Annotated in this window: 18 protein-coding genes; 8 read left to right on the top strand and 10 right to left on the bottom strand. The window is 68.0% G+C overall.

Translation table 11 applies throughout. The annotated features are described in order from the left end of the window. Positions 1–594: 594 nt before the first annotated feature. Complete coding sequence (locus D474_RS0120000) at positions 595–1,905, bottom strand: tyrosine-type recombinase/integrase (protein WP_083931884.1); 1,311 nt, start codon at positions 1,903–1,905, stop codon at positions 595–597. Between the two features lie 374 nt (positions 1,906–2,279). On the opposite strand from D474_RS0120000, the gene D474_RS0120005 reads away from it, so the two are divergent. Next, positions 2,280–3,620 (top strand): tyrosine-type recombinase/integrase, encoded by a 1,341-nt coding sequence (locus D474_RS0120005; protein ID WP_017615281.1) that lies wholly within the window; start codon positions 2,280–2,282, stop codon positions 3,618–3,620. 182 nt (positions 3,621–3,802) lie between these two features. Here D474_RS0120005 and D474_RS0120010 read toward each other — a convergent pair whose 3' ends face one another. From D474_RS0120010 to D474_RS0120020, 3 genes are read right to left on the bottom strand one after another with little or no spacing between them, the layout of a single operon-like run. Then, entirely contained in the window at positions 3,803–4,561 is a 759-nt protein-coding gene (locus tag D474_RS0120010; RefSeq protein WP_017615282.1) for an SDR family NAD(P)-dependent oxidoreductase, read from the bottom strand. Then, positions 4,558–5,547: a 3-oxoacyl-ACP synthase III family protein gene (locus D474_RS0120015; RefSeq protein WP_026118651.1), complete on the bottom strand. Its 990-nt coding sequence runs from the start codon at positions 5,545–5,547 to the stop codon at positions 4,558–4,560. Before D474_RS0120015 ends, D474_RS0120010 begins: the two co-directional genes overlap by 4 nt. Before the next feature lie 10 nt (positions 5,548–5,557). Further along, positions 5,558–5,812 carry a hypothetical protein gene (locus tag D474_RS0120020; RefSeq protein WP_017615284.1) on the bottom strand — a complete coding sequence of 85 codons (255 nt, stop codon included), beginning with the start codon at positions 5,810–5,812 and terminating at the stop codon, positions 5,558–5,560. Positions 5,813–5,980: 168 nt separating this feature from the next. On the opposite strand from D474_RS0120020, the gene D474_RS0120025 reads away from it, so the two are divergent. The 6 genes from D474_RS0120025 (at position 5,981) to D474_RS33935 (ending at position 12,120) form a co-directional block, all read left to right on the top strand. Continuing rightward, positions 5,981–6,886, top strand: a complete 906-nt coding sequence (locus tag D474_RS0120025; protein ID WP_017615285.1) for a class I SAM-dependent methyltransferase — start codon at positions 5,981–5,983, stop codon at positions 6,884–6,886. Positions 6,887–6,896: 10 nt separating this feature from the next. Then, a complete protein-coding gene (locus tag D474_RS0120030; protein WP_017615286.1) occupies positions 6,897–8,471 on the top strand; it encodes a flavin-containing monooxygenase in 1,575 nt (524 codons plus the stop codon). A gap of 16 nt (positions 8,472–8,487) precedes the next feature. After that, positions 8,488–9,966, top strand: coding sequence for an FAD-binding protein (locus D474_RS0120035; RefSeq protein WP_017615287.1), 1,479 nt, complete (start codon positions 8,488–8,490; stop codon positions 9,964–9,966). 110 nt (positions 9,967–10,076) lie between these two features. Continuing rightward, positions 10,077–10,571 carry an SRPBCC family protein gene (locus D474_RS0120040; protein ID WP_017615288.1) on the top strand — a complete coding sequence of 165 codons (495 nt, stop codon included), beginning with the start codon at positions 10,077–10,079 and terminating at the stop codon, positions 10,569–10,571. Then, positions 10,568–11,449, top strand: coding sequence for an alpha/beta fold hydrolase (locus D474_RS0120045; protein WP_017615289.1), 882 nt, complete (start codon positions 10,568–10,570; stop codon positions 11,447–11,449). Before D474_RS0120040 ends, D474_RS0120045 begins: the two co-directional genes overlap by 4 nt. Before the next feature lie 11 nt (positions 11,450–11,460). Further along, complete coding sequence (locus tag D474_RS33935; protein WP_275040806.1) at positions 11,461–12,120, top strand: 4'-phosphopantetheinyl transferase family protein; 660 nt, start codon at positions 11,461–11,463, stop codon at positions 12,118–12,120. On the opposite strand, the gene D474_RS0120055 is transcribed toward D474_RS33935, so the two are convergent. Next, on the bottom strand, positions 12,110–13,108 hold the full coding sequence (locus D474_RS0120055) for an AraC family transcriptional regulator (RefSeq protein ID WP_026118652.1): 999 nt from the start codon (positions 13,106–13,108) through the stop codon (positions 12,110–12,112). The genes D474_RS33935 and D474_RS0120055 overlap by 11 nt on opposite strands. A gap of 96 nt (positions 13,109–13,204) precedes the next feature. Here D474_RS0120055 and D474_RS0120060 point away from each other — a divergent pair, with 96 nt between their 5' ends. Next, positions 13,205–13,669, top strand: coding sequence for an anthrone oxygenase family protein (locus tag D474_RS0120060; RefSeq protein WP_239647126.1), 465 nt, complete (start codon positions 13,205–13,207; stop codon positions 13,667–13,669). A gap of 263 nt (positions 13,670–13,932) precedes the next feature. Here the strand turns inward: D474_RS0120060 and D474_RS0120065 are convergent, their stop codons facing one another. Genes D474_RS0120065 through D474_RS0120085 form a run of 5 tightly spaced genes read right to left on the bottom strand, consistent with a single transcriptional unit; the run spans position 13,933 to position 17,824 of the window. After that, entirely contained in the window at positions 13,933–14,844 is a 912-nt protein-coding gene (locus tag D474_RS0120065; protein WP_239647127.1) for an alpha/beta hydrolase, read from the bottom strand. An 8-nt stretch (positions 14,845–14,852) separates the two neighbouring features. Then, positions 14,853–15,602, bottom strand: coding sequence for an indole-3-glycerol-phosphate synthase (locus D474_RS0120070; protein ID WP_239647128.1), 750 nt, complete (start codon positions 15,600–15,602; stop codon positions 14,853–14,855). Further along, a complete protein-coding gene (locus tag D474_RS33565) occupies positions 15,569–16,297 on the bottom strand; it encodes a phosphoribosylanthranilate isomerase (protein WP_017615295.1) in 729 nt (242 codons plus the stop codon). The genes D474_RS0120070 and D474_RS33565 overlap by 34 nt, the downstream gene beginning before the upstream one ends. Continuing rightward, positions 16,294–17,439: an acyl-CoA dehydrogenase family protein gene (locus tag D474_RS0120080; RefSeq protein WP_017615296.1), complete on the bottom strand. Its 1,146-nt coding sequence runs from the start codon at positions 17,437–17,439 to the stop codon at positions 16,294–16,296. Before D474_RS0120080 ends, D474_RS33565 begins: the two co-directional genes overlap by 4 nt. Positions 17,440–17,449: 10 nt before the next feature. Further along, positions 17,450–17,824, bottom strand: coding sequence for an ectoine synthase (locus D474_RS0120085; RefSeq protein ID WP_017615297.1), 375 nt, complete (start codon positions 17,822–17,824; stop codon positions 17,450–17,452). Between the last annotated feature and the right edge of the window lie 29 nt (positions 17,825–17,853).

Genomic DNA, 17,853 nt, shown 5'->3' on the forward strand with positions numbered 1-17,853 from the left:
CCGCTGAGCTGCGCGCGCGGGACCCCCGGAGAGCGCAGACTGGAGAGAGCCGCTAAAGGCATGTGGTGAACTCCCGCGCGCCAGCGCCCTGAACCGGGGGTCAGAGCCTGCCGTGGTTGTACCAAGTGGGCGTGACGCGCATCACATTTTCACGGTTATCTCTCGTGGCTTTCAGCAGTAGCGCCTTCTGAGCCCCGGGTCAGGCGCTACAGAGAGTTACTCCAGCCCCGGCGCCAGCCCGACCCACCGCCTTCGAAGCGGACTCGGGCGTGGACCCGCCTGGCATCCTGCCCCTGCAGGACTATGAGCTGGGACAACGATCTTCGGCCTGAGTGCGTGAGTCCGCGGGTACGCCGAGAGCGTGCGACGGCAAAGGGCATGACTCAGAGCACCTGCGCTAGCGCGGCACAGAAGTGGGTCACCGACGCCTCCGGCCGCCAGGACGTGTCGCTGCAACGGTTGGGCCGGCACTGGGCAGGCCGAGCGCACCAGAGCGCGTGGGCTGGACGCCTCGCCTGCGCATTGAATTGTCGCCCGGACTCGGCAAAGAGGTGAACCTAGGCGTTCCGTGAGGGCACTCCAGGCTTCAGAGCGTCAAGCCGCACGGCGTGGAATCACTCTGGTCACCGCTTCAGCAGCCGCCTCGTCCTGCTTGGGCATCACATGGACGTAGGTGTCGGCGGTGAAATGGTAATTCCGGTGGCCGAGCATCCTCGAGATCACCTTCATGTCCGTCCCGGCGGACAAGGAAAAGCTCGCCGCGCAATGCCGAAGATCGTGCACTCTGATGGGCGGCAAGCCTGCCTCACGGGCCAACTCGCCCAACTTCTCCCACAGTTGGTACCGTGTCATTTTAGTGCCATTCTTATCAGCGAATACATAATCTGACTCCGTCCACTGCTTTCCAGGTTTTTCACACTCACTCCGCTGAGTCCGACGCCAATGACGTAGGAGCGCAACGTTCTTTGTCCCCAAACTGATGGTGCGCTGGCTCCGCGGGGTTTTTGTTCCGTGAATCGTTACCATCCCCGTGCCTTCCAAGCTCAGATCACGCCATTTGAGGTTGAGCATCTCCTGGGCGCGCGGCCCACGGGTGATCGCCAGATGGAACAGGCAGTGATCACGCTCGTCAGTTTCTTGGGACAGGTCGAGGAATCGCCCGGCCTGCTCTTCAGTCCAGGACATGACCGTGGACGGCTTTTCACCGGTACGGCGCCAGCTTTCGGCGCGCTCCGGGGTCCAGACCAGAGCGCGCCGGTAGGGCACCCGCGGCAGGGTCGCGTACCGGGCAGGGTTGTGAATCAGCAGCCCGGCCTTGCAAGCCTGGGTCAGGGCCGACTTGATGGTCGCGTTGACCTTGTGGATACGCCCTGGACTCGATGGCTGCCATGCCTCGCCCGCGGTCTTTCCCCGAGCCTCCTGGAGACGCCGCCTCAGCTTGCGTGCGTAGGTGTCCAGGGCACAGGTGTCCGTGCTGCCCATCGCCGCATACAGGCGGTTCAGGTGCTCACGGGTGAGCTCGCTCAGTCTGACCTTGCCCAGGGCTGGTTCGATGAACCGGCGCCAGATGGTCTCGTAATCCTTGTAGGTGCTCACCGTCCAGCGGGCCTTGTTGCTCTCCACCCATCCCTGGACGTGTTCAGCGACGCTCTGGCGGGGCACCTGAGGCACCAGCCCGATCCTGGTCCGGGCGATGGCGGCACTGACTGCTGCTTGCGCTTGCCGTCGGGTGTCGAAGGGGCCCAGCCTGTCTTGGCAGCGTTCCCCTGCTTCCAGGGGCAGGTCGTAGCGTGCATACCACTTTCCGTGCCCGGGGTCGGCCCACTTCGGGCACTGCCCCAGCCGATAGGCACGCTTTGTCTCAGGGTCTGTACACCAGCATTGGCGGTTGACGCTTCCGCGCATCCCACGCCCTCCGTCCTGGAGTGTGACTGTTGGATTGTGTCGACAGAAATTGATTTTTGCAGACACACGGGCGAGAGTTGCGTTCGGGGCCGGGGGACTGCTGGTGCTCGACTTGTGAAACCCGAACCTTCGACCCTGCCCCCATGGCTTGCTTATCTGCTCCTGGGTTCCGCGCTCCGAAAGATGGAGCCATCGCTCTCAGCCTGCCCTAGGACAGCAGCCGATCAGGGCACATTTTAGGATAACTCCAATAAAAAGGGTTACTCCCGACGGGACCAAAGAAAGACGTTGCACGGCTGGAATATCGGGAACACAAGATACAGAAACCCCCCCCATTCGCCGGAGGTCACGCCATCAACGGGAGCTTCACCCGAATGTGTTTCTGTAAGAACCCGGAGACGAAGAAGCCCTACCGGAAAGGTGCGTGCCCGAAATACAAGAAGCCCGGGCACGCCCAGTGGTACGGACGCTACGACGCGCCCAGCACCGGCGGTAAGCGTCGCCAACCCAGGATCGGGCCCTTCCGCACCCGAGCCGAGGCTGAGGCAGCAGTCCGAGCCGAGATCCTGCGCACCAGCCTCGGCGGCATGCCCTGCGCCTACAAGGTCACCGTGAACGAATACGTCCAGGACTGGCTGGTGCGCAACAAGCCGAGACTGGCCCCGACCTCGTTCGAGGACTACGAACGCATCATCAACAACCTGCTCGTTCCGGCCTTGGGCCACCTCCAACTCGTCAAGTTGCTGCCCCACCACCTGCGTGCCCTGTACCGGGTTCTGGGTTCACAGAGCGTGGTGGCCAACGAGCTAGTCCCCACCGTCACCGAACGCCTCGCCCCCGCCAGGGCCCACCACGGCGCCCGCAAGCTCAAGGGGACCTGGCAGTACCCCCTGAGCGCCAAACGCATCCACAAAGTGCACGCGGTCATCAGCTCAGTACTGACGGAGGCCTGCGACAGGGGACTGCTCGTCAACAACCCCGCTACCCACGCCGGCCTGCCTGCGGTAGTGAAGGAACCCCCGCTGGTATGGACTCAGGCTCGAATCGAAGCCTGGAGGGAAACCGGGGAGAAGCCGGCCAAGGTCATGGTGTGGACACCCGAGCAGTGCGCGAGCTTCCTGCGCCACCTGGCCGCGACCCGTGAACGCTACGTCGCGCTGTACCAACTGGCGATGACCCGCGGCCTTCGATCCGGCGAGCTACTCAACCTGCGGTGGACCGACATCGACCTCACCGCACCGGGTTCCTTCACCATCCGCGGCACGAAAACGCCGCGCAGCCGCCGCACCATCCACCTGGGCCAGGCCAACGTCGTAGCCCTGGGCCACTGGCGCCGCTCCCAGCGGCGCGAACGGGACAACAGCGCCCTGCCGTGGACGCACAGCGGCCTGGTCTTCACCGACCAGTGCGGCCGACAGGTCAGCCGACACACCTTGAGGGAGCGATTCATCCACCTGACAGGCGAGGCCGGCCTGCCGCCGATCCGGTTCCACGACCTTCGCCACTGCGCCGCCAGCCTCGCACTGGCCTCGGGCATAGATTTGAAGATCATCTCCGAGACACTCGGGCACAGCAGCCACTCCTTCACCGCTGACTTCTACACGAACGTGATGCCCCACAACGACCGCCAAGCCGCCGAAGCAGTCTTCGCGCTCCTGGATCACACTCCTGCCGGGCACGATGACGCGCGGCCCCGGCCCTCGGGTCAGCAGTGAAAGCAAGCCAACAGCGGCCGCTCGACCGGGTTCGGCGAATTGTGTGGCAGAGTGGCAGACTAACGAGGACTGGTTCGGCCGAGGGATAGCGCACAGCCCTCCCCCCTCACGGCCCCTACGCGTCGGCGGCCCGGGGCCGACTCACCGCTCGTCCCGGACCGCCGCAGGTCGCAAGGCTCTCCTCATGTGATGGAGACGCCGCTGTCGATACTGATGACCTGGCCCGTCATACATTCCTGATCCAGGAACAGGTTCATGCTGGAGGCCACTTCTGCCGGGGAGACGAAGCGGGGAACGGGTGCCTGGTCCCGGATGCCCTCCACCACGCTCGTCGACAGCTTCTCCGTCATGGACGTGGCCATAAAGCCCGGCGATAGGGCGTTGACGGTCACCCCACGGCGGCCGCACTCCGCGGCCAGGGTGCGGGTGAAACCGATGAGCCCCGCCTTGGACGCAGAGTAGGCCGTCTGCCCGGCTGTGGCGATAATCCCGGAGGGCGACACGACATTGACGACGCGGCCCCAACGCTTCCTGAGCATGGCGGGTACAGCCACGCGCGAAGTGTGGAAGGAGCCGACCAGGTTCGTCCGGACGACCTGGGCCCAGTCGTCCGGTGACTGCATCGCCATTAGTGCGTCTTTGCGGATCGCGCTGTTGTTCACCAGCACATCCACGGGTCCCAGCCGTTCGGTGATCTCCCCGAAGAAGCCGGTGACCGCTTCGTAATGGCCGACGTCGCCGGTCACCACGACCGATTCGTTGTGCAGTTTGCCCTGCACGGCCAGGGCCGCGTCCTCGGAGGAGTTGTAGTGCACGGCCACCCGGCAGCCGAGGGCGTCCAGTTCGATCGCCAGTTCCCGGCCCAGCCCTCCGGACGCCCCGGTCACCAGGGCCACCGGGGACTCCGGACGGGTGCCGGACCGGTCCTTCGCGGCGCTCATGGGGTCCGCCCTTCCCACTCCAGGAGGATCGACCCCCACGTCATCCCCGCGCCGAAGCCTGCGAACAGCACCATGTCGCCCTCCTCGATCCGCCCTTCGTCGAGCGCCTCCGCCAGTGCGATCGGGACCGAGGCCGAGGCCGTGTTCCCGTAGCGCTCCAGGTTCGTCACCAGGGATTCCTGGCGGAGCCCGGTGTGATTGAGGATCGAGTCGATGATCCGGATGTTGGCCTGGTGGGGGATGACGTGTTTGACCTCGGACGGGTCGACCCCGGCCGTCTCCAGGGTCTTGCGGACCGTGCGGACCGTGTAGCGGACCGCGTTCAGGTAGATCTCGTTGCCGTTGATCTGCGCGTTGTGCAGCCCTTGCCGCACGGTTTCCTCGGTCGCGGGCATCCGGCTGCCCCCGGCTGGCACCTTGAGGCTTCCGGTGCACGAACCGTCGGCCCCGAGGTCCCACGCCCGCACACGGCCGCCGTCGGAGGGCGGTGTCAGCACGACCGCGCCGGCCCCGTCACCCACCAGGATGCTCAGATCGCGGTCATCAGGGTCGGTCGTCAGGGTGTGCGTGTCGGACCCGATCAGCAGGACGGGTCGCGGGTCGAGGACCATAAGGGCCATGGCGGAGACGAGCCCGTAGATGAACCCGGCGCACTCAGAGTTGACGTCGTGCGCACTCCCGGCGATGCCCAGTTCGTGGTGAACGAACGCGGACGTCGCCGGGGAAGGCTGCTCCGGTGTGGCCGTGGCGACGATCAGGTGGGCGATGTCAACGCCGTTGAGGCCGGCCCGCTCGAGCGCGGCGCGCCCGGCCTCCACGGCCAGCGACGCCGTCGTCTGCCCGGGGGAGACCGCCCGCCTCTCACGGATGCCGCATCGGCTGGTGATCCAGTCCTCATCGACGTCGAAGCGCCGGGCGAGTTCTTTGCTGGAGACGATGTACTCGGGGACGGACACTCCCCACCCGGTGATGCTAAATCCACTCATGTGAGCCTCTTCAGACCTGGTCCGGCACGAGACCACGGATGCGCTCGTGCACGGCCCGCAGCGTCGTGGTGTCGTCGATGTCGGCGAAGAGCGACTCGTCGGCAGGAATGTGCGGATAGTCGTTCTGGAACCCGTACAACCATTCCATCAGGTCGAGCGAGTCGACGTCCGTGATGTGCTGGATCGGGTGGTCTGGGTCAATTTTCTCCGCTCCCGAAACTGCAGCGAGTTGTCCGGCCAGTTCCTCGACCGTGGGAATCAACATGGATCGGATCCTCTCTCCGGGGGCTTGCGTATTCCGTGAAGCATGGAACCCCCGAGCACGCAAGCGCCGCGCAACAAGGGGTCCGCGATGTCTTGCACCTCTGTTGCGCGCGGGGACTTTGCTCGTTCCGGATGACTTTCTGAGCCTCGAGCGACGAAGGATGCGGGCATGACGACGACTGCCTCGGAAAAGAGCACGGACAGCCCGGGGGCGGCCAACCCGGATGTCGACGCGATTCGGCACCACTACGAGGTCGGCAACGACTTCTACAGCCTCCTACTGGGCACGAGCATGATGTATTCCGGTGGTTACTGGGAACCGGGCGAGGACCTGGTGGAGGCCCTGGACCAGGCCCAGGAGCGCAAGCTCGACGCCTTCGCGCACCTGGGCAGGGCGGCGAACGCCCGCCGTGTCCTGGACATCGGCTGCGGGTGGGGGGCGCTGCTCGACAGGCTCACCACCGTCCACAACGTCCAGCACGGTGTGGGGCTCACCCTGAGCCGGACGCAGGAGGAGTTCATCTCCGCGCTCGGCAACCCGCTGATCGAGACGCGGGTGGAGAGCTGGGCGGACCACACGACGGAGGAGCCCTACGACGCGGCGTTCTGCGTCAACTCGCTGGAGCACTTCGTGCACTCCAGCCTCCCTCCGCGTGAACGCACGAAGCAGTACCGGACCTTCTTCGGCCAGGTGCACTCCCTGCTGCGCCCGGGCGCGGGGTTCGTGCTGCACACCATGACGGCCGAGGCGCTGCCGATGAACCGGGCACTCCTGTCCGACCTGAAGTTCCTCCAGCGTTCGGAGTTCGAGGGCTGCCACATCCCGCACCTGCACGAGCTGGCGCTGGGCATGGAGGGGCTCTTCGACATCGTGGAGATCGTGAACGAGCGGGAGTCCTTCGCCATGGCGTGCCGCGCATGGCTGGAGCGCCTGGCGGCCGACCGCGAGCAGGCGGTCGCAGCCGAGGGCGAGGACGTGGTCGCCCGCTTCGAGCGCTACCTGGACATCTTCGCGTACACGCTCGAGGACCGGTTCTTCAACAACTTCCGCCTCACGCTCACGCGCCGCGCCTGAGGAGACAAACATGACCAGTGCCACCACGCCCGCTCACAGCAGCGGGGCGCACAGCACTTCCCCGCACCCGGGCGGCGACTCGGGCGGGGAACCCCGGCGGGACCTGCGTGTCGCCGTGATCGGCAGCGGGTTCTCCGGGCTCGGCATGGCCATCCGCCTGCTCGGCCAGGGGATCGACGACTTCCTCGTCTTCGAGCGCGAGAACGAGGTGGGGGGCACCTGGCGCGACAACACCTACCCAGGGTGCCAGTGCGATGTCATGTCCCACCTGTACTCCTTCTCGTTCGCGCAGAACCCGGGGTGGAAGAGCACGTTCGGCCGGCAGCAGGAGCTCTTCGACTACCTGCGCGACGTCGCCGACCGGTTCGGTGTCCGGCCCTACGTGCGTTTCGGGCACGAACTGCTCGCGGCGCGTTGGGACGAGGGCATCCGCCGCTGGCACATCGAGACGTCCCAGGGCGAGTACACGGCCCAGGTACTCGTCACCGGCAGCGGGTACCTGAACGAACCGGCGATCCCCGCTCTGCCCGGGCTGGACGGGTTCGAGGGCACCGTCTTCCACTCCTCCCGCTGGAACCACGAGCACGACCTGGAGGGGAGGAACGTCGCCGTCATCGGCACCGGAGCCTCCGCAATCCAGTTCGTCCCGCAGATCCAGCCGAGCGTGGGCCGGCTGGACCTGTACCAGCGCACCCCGCCGTGGATCGGCCCGAAGCCGGACAAGACCACCACCCCGCTGCAGTCGTGGCTCCTACACAACGTGCCCGGTTACCAGTCCTTCCGGCGCAACTTCAACATGTGGGGCCGGGAGATCCTGGCCTTCGTCATGGCCCGCCCGAAGGCCGCGGCAAAGATGCAAAAGATGGCCAGCGACCACCTCGAGAAGAGCGTGCCCGACCCGGAACTGCGCGCACGCCTGACCCCCGACTACGTCATGGCGTGCAAACGGTTGTTGTTCTCCAACAACTACTATCCCGCGATCCAGCAGCCCAACGTGGACCTGTTCACCGACGGCATCGACCACGTGCGGCCCGACTCCATCGTGACCGCGGACGGCCGCGAACGCGAGATCGACACCATCATCCTGGGCACAGGCTTCACGGCCACCGACCAACCAATCGCCCGGCGGATCCACGGCCGCGACGGGGTCCGGCTGCGCGACGCGTGGAAGGACGAGGGCGTGTCCGCGCACCGCGGCACCACGGTCTCCGGGTTCCCCAACCTGTTCATGCTGCTCGGCCCCAACACCACGCTCGGCCACTCCTCCCAGGTGGTAATGATCGAGGCGCAGATCGCCTACGTGCTGGATGCCCTCGCCCACATGGACCAGCGCGACCTGGACAGCGTCGAGGTCCGCCCTGAGGCCCAGGAAGCGTGGAACACCCGGCTGGCGAAGCGCCTCGACGGCACCGTGTGGGACGCCGGCAACTGCAGGAGCTGGTACCTCGACGAGCACGGCCGCAATCCCTCCATCTGGCCCACCTACACGTGGCGGTTCCGCCGCGAGACCAAGCGATTCGACCCCAGCGAATACCGGCTGGCCAGCACTGTGAACATCCCCCAAGCCGTTCACGGCCGTTCCTGAAAGGCAACCACAACCGATGAGCAACACACTGTCACGACGCCAGGCGCTGAGGGGCGCGACCGCCTCCGTGCTCGTCGCCGGGTGGAGCATCTCCACCCAGTCCTGGGCCGTCGCCGGGACCACCGACCCGGACCTCGTCGAGCTTCCGTCGCTGGACGGCACGCTCGAGACCGAGGCGGTGTCCGGCTTCGGGCACGACTTCGGCCGGATGGTGGACAGCGACCCCTGGGCCGTTCTGCGCCCGGGCTCCGTCGACGACATCGTCAAGATGATCGACTACGCGCGCTCTAACGGCCTCCACATCGCCATGAACGGCCGTAGCGGCACGGGCGACGACCTCGAATCGCACTCGAGCTTCGGGCAGGCCCTGGTCCCCGGCGGCATCTCCATCGACGCCCGCGGCCTGTCCAGGATCATCAGCATCGACTCCGATTCCGCGGTGGTCGAACCGGGGGTCACCTGGGCCACGCTCACCGAAGCGGCCCTGGAAGTCGGTGCGACGCCCCCCGCCCTGACCGACTACCTGCACCTGTCGATCGGCGGCACCCTGAGCATCGGCGGCGTCGGGAGCACCGTGCACCGCTACGGCTTCCAGGTCGACACGGTCACCTCGGTCGACGTGGTCACGGGCGAGGGCGAGCTGGTGACAGCATCCCCCACGCAGAGCAGCGACCTGTTCGAGGCCGTACTCAGCGGCGGCGGCCAGTGCGGCGTTATCGTCCGGGCTACAGTCGACCTCGTGCCGGCGCCCGATGAGGTCCTCGTCTGCAGCCTCGTCTACGACGACCTGGACGTCTACATGGCCGACCAGGAGAAAGCCCTGGAGGAGGGCCGGTTCGACGCCCAGGCGGGCGAAGCCGGGCCTTCCCCGGACGGCTCGGGCTGGGTGTACAAGCTCGAAGGCATCGCCTTCCACCCGGCCGGTTCACCGCCCGACCAGGACGAACTCCTGAGCGGCTTCAACGACGACCGCTCCTCCGCCGAGATCGTCGGAATGCCCTACCGCGACTACGCGTTCCGGTTGGACGCCTTCGAGTCGGAGCTGAAGGAGGGCGGTTTCTGGACCCAGCCCAAGCCGTGGCTGAGCATGTTCATGCCAGCCTCCAGCACGAAGCAGTTCCTGGAGGAGGCGCTGGCGGACCTGACCCAGGACGACCTCGGCGCCGGCTTCCTGCTCTGCTACCCGTACCACACCGGCAAGTCCACCCGTCCGCTGGTCATGCAGCCGGGCGAACCGGTGGGCTACCTCTTCGACCTGCTCCGATTCCCCGCGCCCGATGGCCCTGACAGCGGCAGGATGCTCGAGCAGAACCGCCGCTTGCACGACCGTGGTGTCGAACTGGGGGGCAAGCGCTACCTGGTGGGCGCCGTCCCCGAGATGACCGTGGAGGACTGGCAGGAGCACTTCGGCAACCGGTGGACCACCTTCCGTGAGCAGAAGGAGCGCCACGACCCCGACGGGATCCTGACCCCCGGACAGGCCTTCTTCGGCTGAGGCCAGGGGCGCAGCGCCCCGGACGCCCCGACCCCGCGTCCGAGAGACGGCCGGTGCTGCGCCCCTTCTTCCCGTCTCGTTTCCACCGCTGTTGCCCAGGGAGGATCAGTTTGAAGAACTACGACCTCATCGACGAAGCAGTGATCGACGCCGACCACGATACCGTCTGGGACTCGCTCATCGAGGAGCTGCGCGGCGCCGGCCGGTGGTGGGTGCCGCACAACACCTTCGCGCCCCTCTCCGGATCGCCGGACCGGGTGGGCGGCACGGTGCGGGTGACGGTGCACCTGCGCGGCGCGGACCGCACCGGGCCGACACTGAAGTTCGTCTCCCGGACGCTGGTCTGCGAACCCGGCCGGCTGCTCGGTGTGGAGTACGTCCACGGCGTCTTCCGGGGCCCCAGCGAGTTCGTGCTGGACCCGCTGGACGGCGGACGCAGGACTCGGCTCGGTATGCACTTCCGTGCGCGGCCGCACGGCTGGCTGAAGCCGCTGGCGCGGATGGCCCCGATTGACGTCGAACACTCCCGGGCCACGCGTGCGGCCTTCTCCTCGCTGGCACGGATCCTCTCCGAGGATCACGCGCTCCCCGGGGGTGGACGGTGAGCGCACCGACCATAGGGGCCACCGCCGAGACGATCGTCCGGACCGACGACGGTGCCCGGATCGCCGTCACCGACCTCACTCCCCTGGCCCCAGCCCCCGACGGCACGGGTGCGGCCACCGTCGTACTGGCCCACGGCTGGGCGGCGAGCCGCCGTGTGTGGGGGACGGTCGCCGACAGGCTGCTCCGTTCCGGTCACCGGGTGGTGCTCTACGACCAACGCGGCCACGGCTTCTCCGAACCGGGCAGCGATCCGATCGGTGTCGAACGGCTCGGCCGGGACCTGACGGCTGTACTGGAGGCCATGGACGCCGTGGACGCGATCGCCGTCGCGCACTCGGGCGGAGGGTTCGCCGCCCTGGCCCACGCCACGGCCGCCCCGGAGGCCGCCGCGCGGCGCCTGGGCGGATTGGTCCTGGTCAACAGCGCCGCCCACGGCGCGGGCAACGGTGACGGCGAGGTCCGCATGATGGGCAGCCGCCTGTTCTCCCGTGCGCTGGCCGCGCCCCGGCTCGGTCGGCGCCTGCTCCGGCACACCATGGGCCGCCGAGCCGACCCGCGCGCACTGGAGGTCAACCGGCAGATGTTCGCTGCCACCCCGGCCCGGGTGCGGGCCGACTGCTTCGGGTGCTCGGGCGGCATGGACCTGCGGGGTGCCCTGCCTTCGGTGATCCTCCCGACGACGGTCCTGGCCGGTTCCGAAGACCGTGTGATCTCCCCGGACCTGGGCCGGACGATCGCCGAGACACTGCCCCGGGCCCGATTCGAATCGGTGCCCGGTACGGGCCACATGCTGCCCTTGGAGGCGCCGGTCCGGGTTGCTGGCGCTGTGCGCGAACTGGCGTCGGAGGTCTTCGGCCTTAGGGCCCCCGCGAGGTGATCCGGGATCTGTTGCCGGGTTTCGCGGCCTCCGCCGAGGCCTTCGACGACGGCGCGCACGCCCCGTTGTTCCCCGAGGAGGAGACGCTCATGGCGGGGCGGCAGCCCCGGCGGCGGCGCCAGTTCGCGACGTCCCGCGCGTGCGCGCGGCGGGCGCTGTCCGACCTCGGGGTGCAGTCCGCGCCGATCCTCCCCGGCCGCCACGGCGAACCCCGTTGGCCGGCCGGGGTGGTCGGCAGCATCACGCACTGCGACGGTTACCGGGCCGCGGTGGTGGCCCGGTCCGGGGAGGCAGCGGCGGTGGGGATCGACGCCGAGCCCGGGCTCCCTCTTCCGGAGGGCGTCCGGTCCCTTGTCGCCTCGCCCCGGGAAGCTGCGTCCCTCGCCCGCCTCGGGGCGAGGGAGCCCCGCGTCCCCTGGGACCGGCTGCTGTTCTCCGCCAAAGAGGCGGCCTACAAGGCCTGGTTCCCGCAGGCGCGCCGGTGGTGCGCTCTGCGCGACGTCTCCGTGCAGCTCGGCGCCGGAGGTACCTTCACCGCGGTGCCGCCGACCCTCTGCCCGGAGGGTGCCGGGTACGAGGGCCGGTGGCTGCTGCACGCGGGCCTGCTCGTCACGGCGGTCCTGTGTCCGGCCGATGCGCCCGGCCTGCCGCCCGAGACCGTCATTGACTGAGCACCAGGGTGTAGGGGGCGGTGACGGGCGGCAGGGACGGGCGCGTGTCCGCGCCCCCGGTGCGGTACTCCTGCGGGCTCATCCCGTAGAGCCGTTTGAACGCCGTGCTGAACGCAAAAGCACTGCCGTAGCCGACCTTTCGGGACACCGAATTCACGGTGGCGTCCGGTTCCCGCATCAGGTCGGCGGCGAGCGTCAGTCTCCAACTCGTGAGGTAGGCCATCGGCGGTTGTTCCACCAGCGTGTTGAACCGGCGGGCGAGTCCGGCACGGGAGACGCCGACCTCTGCGGCGAGCGTCGCCACCGTCCACGGGCGGGCAGGCTCCTCGTGGATGAGCTCCAGCGCGGGCCCGACCACGTCGTCGGTGCGTGCCCGATACCACGCTGGGGACTCGGGGCCTCCGGAGGCCAACCAGTTCCGCAGCACGTTTACCAGCAAGAGATCGAGGAGCCGGTCGAGCATGAGTTCCTGGCCGAGGTCCTCCTTGTCGATCTCCTCCGTGAGCATCGCGACCAGGGCGTCGCTGCCGCCGGTGCCGACGGGTTGGACCAACAGCTCCGGCATGGAGACCAGGAGGTGGCGTCCGATCTCAAGGGAGGCCTGGTACGTGCCGCTGAGGATCACGGTGGAGCCGTCGCCGATGTCCTCGCCCCAGGTCCGCAGGCCCAGCGACATCTGTTCGGTGACGTCCGCCCCCGCGCTGGTGGTGCAGCGCTGTTCCGGTCCCACGGTGATCTGTTCGGGTGTGTCCGGGGTATCGGCGAGCGTGTACGGCTCCGGGCCCCGGATCGCCGCGACGTCGCCCGGAATGAGGTGTGTGGGGGTGCCATGGGCGGTCATCAACCAGGCCTCCCCGCGCACGACGGTCACCACGGACACCGGAGCTCTGTCCTCGATCCTCAGGGACCACGGTGGATTGAAGACCGAACGGAGAAGAAAGGCACCGCGAGCTTTCGGGCCTTCCAGAAGATCTGTCAGCGCATTCATGCACCCATTATAGACTGCGGGTGCAGATTTTCCACCTTTTCATGAGCAAACAGGACACGGAACGAGAGGGCGGTGGGCATGGAGACACTGCGAATTTTGTCCCTGGCATTGGCGACCACGACGACAGGCCTGGTGGCGGGCCTGTTCTATGCGTATTCCTGCTCGGTGATGCTCGCACTGCGGCAGGTCGGGGACCGGACGTTCATCGACGTGATGCAGCGGATCAACACGGCGATCCTCAACGGGTGGTTCGCGCTGGGGTTCGGCGGTGCCCTGCTGTCGACGGCACTGGCTGCGGGCCTCCACCTGGGTGACGATCGTCCCGTCCTCGTCCGGATCCTGTCCGCACTGGCCCTGTACGTGGCGATGGTGTTCGTGACTAGGGCGTTCAACATCAGGTTGAACAACGAGCTGGCCGAGGCCGGCCCTGCCGACCGGATCGCTCGGCCCGACGCCGTGCGCCGAAGCTTCGAGGGCCCCTGGGTCAGGTGGAACATCGTGCGCACGCTGTTGTCCACCGGGGCACTGATCTGCCTCGTGTACGCGCTGCTGCTGTACTGAGGCGTTCGGGCGCGCCGGCCGAACGTCGGCACGCCCGAAAACCCCGAAAACCCACCGGAGAAGACACTTCTCTCGGCCCGTTTTTCGGCCCGCCCCCGGTCTTGCAAAAAACCGAGGACCGAAAAAACGGATCCCCGGTCATCGGCCCCACCTGAAACGAGAGATCCGCACCCCGAAACCTGGGGCACCGACCGGAATCACCGTCCGTGGTTCCCTTTCGTCCGGGGCCGGACGGGCCGCGCCCGTCTTCCGGCGTCCTGCGTTCAGGAGCACCCGTCCGAGGGCCGGTCAGAACGCACGGGCAAGCACTCGGCGAGGAACTCCAGAACCCGCAGGTGATAGCTGCGCGCGGCCCAGCCGAGGCTGAGGTTGTGGCCTGCCCCAGGCTGCCGGTGCACACCGACTGCGGGGGAAGCAGACAGGTGCCCCACCATGGCGCCGATCGCCGCGTCGTCGACACGCCACCAGGCCTCGTGCTCGGCGAACGTCAACCGCACCGACGTCTCGACCTGCGCGGCGACACCCTGGTAACGGCGCGGCCAGGACGGCCACTCCGATTCCTCCCGCGCGGGGACCGGAGAGAGCAGACCGCGGCTGTGCTTGAAGGTCCCGGGCGGGTACAGCTGCAGATCGCCCCAGTTCAAGCGAGCCGACCCGTGGACGGTGCCGGGCGGGTTCCTCCCGTCGGCGCTGTACTCCATGCCGCAACCGGAGATGTCCAGGCCGATCAGCGCACCGCCGGTGTCGTCCGCCGCCAATTGCAGAGCGACCTTCCCACCGTAGGAGTGAGCGACCACGAAGTACCCCGCACCCGTGTCGTTGTCGCGGGAGAACGCGCGCAGCGCCGCGTGCAGGGTGGCCGACTGCTCCGCCAGGGTCTGCCCCTCAGGCAGGTTGCCCGCCGAGCGGCCGTAGCCGGGCCGGTCCAACGCGAGCACGGTGTGGCCGAGGCAGGATGCCAGGTCCAACAGTGACACGTCGGGATGTGCCTGACCGTGGAAGTATCCGGCCCGCATGGAGCGGCCGTGGAGGGCCACGATCACCGCGGGGGGCACGGCGTTCTCCCACCCGGCCGGTCGGGCGATCAGACCGGAGAGTTCGACGCCGTCGGCGTCCAGCGTGATGTCGCGTACGCTCGCTCCTCCGGGCTCCCTGACCGTACCGTCCGTGTTCACACGCCTCTTCACCATGGGGGGATCCGCTCTTCCTGTTCGGTGTTCCTGGACCGGTCCAGATCGGCGAGCCACCCCTCGGGCGAGCCCTCGCTCAGCAGCGCCGTACCGACCAGCAGCCCCGCGAACCCGGCGTCGAGGAGCCGAGCGGCCGCCTGCGGTGTGTCGATGGCGCTGGCGCTGACCGGGCACGACGTACCGGCCGTGATGAGCGCGGACAGCAGGGCACGGCTGCGGCCGAGGTCGCCCGGGCCACGTTCCCGGTCCCGGATGTCCTTGTTGTTCACCGCGATCACGCACCGGTCGGGCCGCGGCACGCTCCGCACCTCCTCCTCCGTGGTCACCTCCACGAACGGGGTGAGCCCGAGGTTCAGGCAACGGGGGACCAGGGTCTCCAGGACCTCCCCGGGCAGGACCGCGGCGGTGAGCAGTACGGCCGAGGCTCCGTACTCCACGGCCCGGGCCAGCTGGGCGCGTGTGGTGATGAAGTCTTTCTGCAGGACCGGCAGGCCGGTCGCGGCGGCCACCCTCGGCAACAGCTCCGGGGTTCCGCCGAACCACCGGCCGGTGACGACCGACAGGCACGGCGCCCCCGCGGCTTCGTAGGCGGCGGCGATCTCCTCGGGGGAGCGGTCGGCGAACAGGTCCCTGCCGTGGGCGTCGCGCCGCTTGACCTCGGCGATGACGGGCCGGTCGGCTGTCGTCAAGGCCTCGGCGAAACGTCCTGTCATACGTGGGCCTCCTGCGGGTCGTTCCTCCAAGCGCGGACGAGGTCGTCGACGGCGTGCGCGCAGATGCGTCCGTCGGTGTCGCGCGCCGCGGTGTCGACGTCGACGCCGCGGAAGGCGGGCTGCCTGACCACGCGGGGGTAGTCGGCCGTGCTCTGCGGGGTGATCCCTCCGGCCAGGAGGAACGGGACGGTCGTGCGGGACACGACGTCCATGACCGCCCACTCGGCCGAGGAGCGCCCCGTGCTACCGATCCGGCCGCCGTCGGCAACGGTGTCGAGCAGGAACAGGTCGGTCCCCGCCCGGGCGTAGGAGTCGATCAGGGGAAGTTCCGGGCAACTCCCTCCCTGATCGAGGTGCAGCACCTTGACGATCACGGCTTCCGGGAGGGCTGTGCGCAGGGACCGCACCACCGGAGGGGACTGGTAGGCGTGCAGTTGGATCCACCGCATGCCGGCACTGCGGGCGGTGTCCGCGAGTGCTCGGGGGTCGCCCAGGAACGTGACCAGTACCGGTTCGAGCCGTCCGGTCCTCCTGGCCGCCCCGGCCAGGGACACGAGCCAGTCGGCCGTCAGTTCGGCGCGTCCGCCGGGCACGCCGTGCCACAGTCCCACGCAGTCCGCCCCGGACGACGCCAGCACGTCGACGTCCCGGGCGGACGTGGCCCCGCAGACTTTCAGCAACCGGCCCGTCGGCGTCGGCGGCCGGGTACGGGCGGTGGAGGTCACGGGTTCAGCCCCAACGTCGAAGCGATACGGTTGTACTGGATGTCGTTGGTCCCCGAGTAGATGGTCCCGCCCACGGCGTCGCGTACGTCCTTCTCGAGCCCGTACTCGGCCATGTATCCGTAACCACCGAAGATGCTCACGGCGTCGAGGCTGGAGGCCACGTTGCTCTCGCTCGTTACGAGCTTGGCGATCGCCAGGTCGGCCGTCACATCCTCCCCCGCTTCGAGCCGTTCGCCGGTGTCGAAAAGCCATTTGCGGGACGTCTCCAACCGGATCTTCATGTCGACGATCTTGTTGGAGACCGACTGGTACGAACCGATGGGACAGCCGAAGGCCTTCCGGCTCCTGGCGTAGTCCACGCACCGGGCCAGGCGGTGGCTCATCTCCCCCGTGTTGACCACGAAGGACAGCAGGATCTCCCGTTTCATCACGAAGTCGAGCACGAGGAACCCTCCGCCGACCCGCCCGAGCACCTGGTGCGCGGGGACCCGGCAGTCGTCGAGGAAGAGCTCGCCGAGGGGCGAGGAGCGCAGGCCCATCTTCTCCGTCGGTTCCCCGACGCTCAGCCCGGGCGTGGCACGGTCCACCAGGAACGCGGTCACGCCGAGCGCTCCCCCGTCCGGGCGGGTCCGTGCGTAGACCACGAACACGTCCGCGACGGGTCCGTTGGAGACGAAGGCCTTGCTGCCGTTCAGGACGAAATGGTCGCCGTCCCGATCGGCCCGGGTGGCCATGCCCAGTGCGTCGGACCCATTCCCCGGTTCGGTGATGGCGTGCGCGCCGATCATCTCACCCGAGCACACGCGCGGGAGGTACTTCTTCTTCTGGGACTCGGTGCCGAAGTGTTCCAGGGGGATGCCCGTGCTGGCCATGGTCGTGGTCACGGAGAAGTTGAGCCCCGAGTCGCGGCAGTGCTCTCCGAGCCCTTCGAGCGCGTACATGGTGGTGGTCAGGGACTGGCCGAGCCCGCCCCACCGCTGAGGGAAGGGCAGGCTAATCAGGCCGCTCGCACATATCAGACGCCATTTGTCCCAGGAGAACCGGGCGGCGCCATCCCGTTCGAGGTGCCCCTCGCTGAGTTCCTCGCCCCAGCGCGCCAGCCCTTTCCGCAGCTCCGTCTGTTCTGCTGTCCACTCGATCACGTCGGCCCCCTCAATACATCGAGGAGACGTGGTCGTCCAGCCGGTGCCTCTCGTCCCCCTGCAACGCCGGGGAGAAGACGCACACCAGCCGCAGGTCCTCGTGCGGGCTCGCCACCAGGAAGTGTGCGTCGTACTGGTCGAGGGAGTACAGCCGACCGGGGATGATGGGATAGGAGGTTCCGTCCATGTCGATGACCTCCCCCGAGCCCTCGATGCAGTAGCAGGACTCCAAGTGGTTCCTGTACTCGAGCCGGGACTTCGTCCCCGCTCGCACGACGGTGTCGGTGACGCTGTATCCCAGGCCGTCCGACTCGACCAGGAAACGTCGGCTCGTCCCGTTCCCCCAGTCGACGGTCTTCACGCTCTCGAGGTCGCGGATGATCATGCTGGACTCCTGTTCCTTGTGGTTCTCTC

Source organism: Nocardiopsis salina YIM 90010, from assembly GCF_000341025.1.
Lineage (GTDB): Bacteria > Actinomycetota > Actinomycetes > Streptosporangiales > Streptosporangiaceae > Nocardiopsis > Nocardiopsis salina.